This window comes from Photobacterium sp. R1 (genome assembly GCF_054600795.1).
In genome coordinates this window covers 1-247 of the sequence record NZ_BAAHZP010000826.1, presented here as the reverse complement: position 1 = coordinate 247, position 247 = coordinate 1, and the positions used below count along the sequence as shown (strand labels likewise).

At 55.9% G+C, this 247-nt stretch carries 1 protein-coding gene; it reads right to left on the bottom strand.

Annotated elements, in window-relative coordinates; translation table 11 throughout:
* On the bottom strand, positions 1-247 hold a 247-nt coding region (locus ACYP03_RS27380; RefSeq protein WP_459782856.1), incomplete at both ends, for a M24 family metallopeptidase C-terminal domain-containing protein.

The window sequence follows — 247 nt, the reverse complement described above, 5'->3', positions numbered from 1 at the left end:
CTTGTTGCAGCCAGCTCAGATCCTCGCCCTGCAGCGAAGGGCTGATGACATCGAATACGGTTTGATGGTAACGATTCAGCCAGTTGAGCTCAGCGTCTGTCAGTAGGCTGAGATCCACCAGGCGACGGTCAATCGGGGCACGGGTCAGCGATTCGAAGCCCAGTACCGTCATGTCGCCTTTGGTTTCGACTTCAACCACCAGTTCCAGATTTTCGAGGCGGATACCGAACGCATCGGCTCGGTAGTA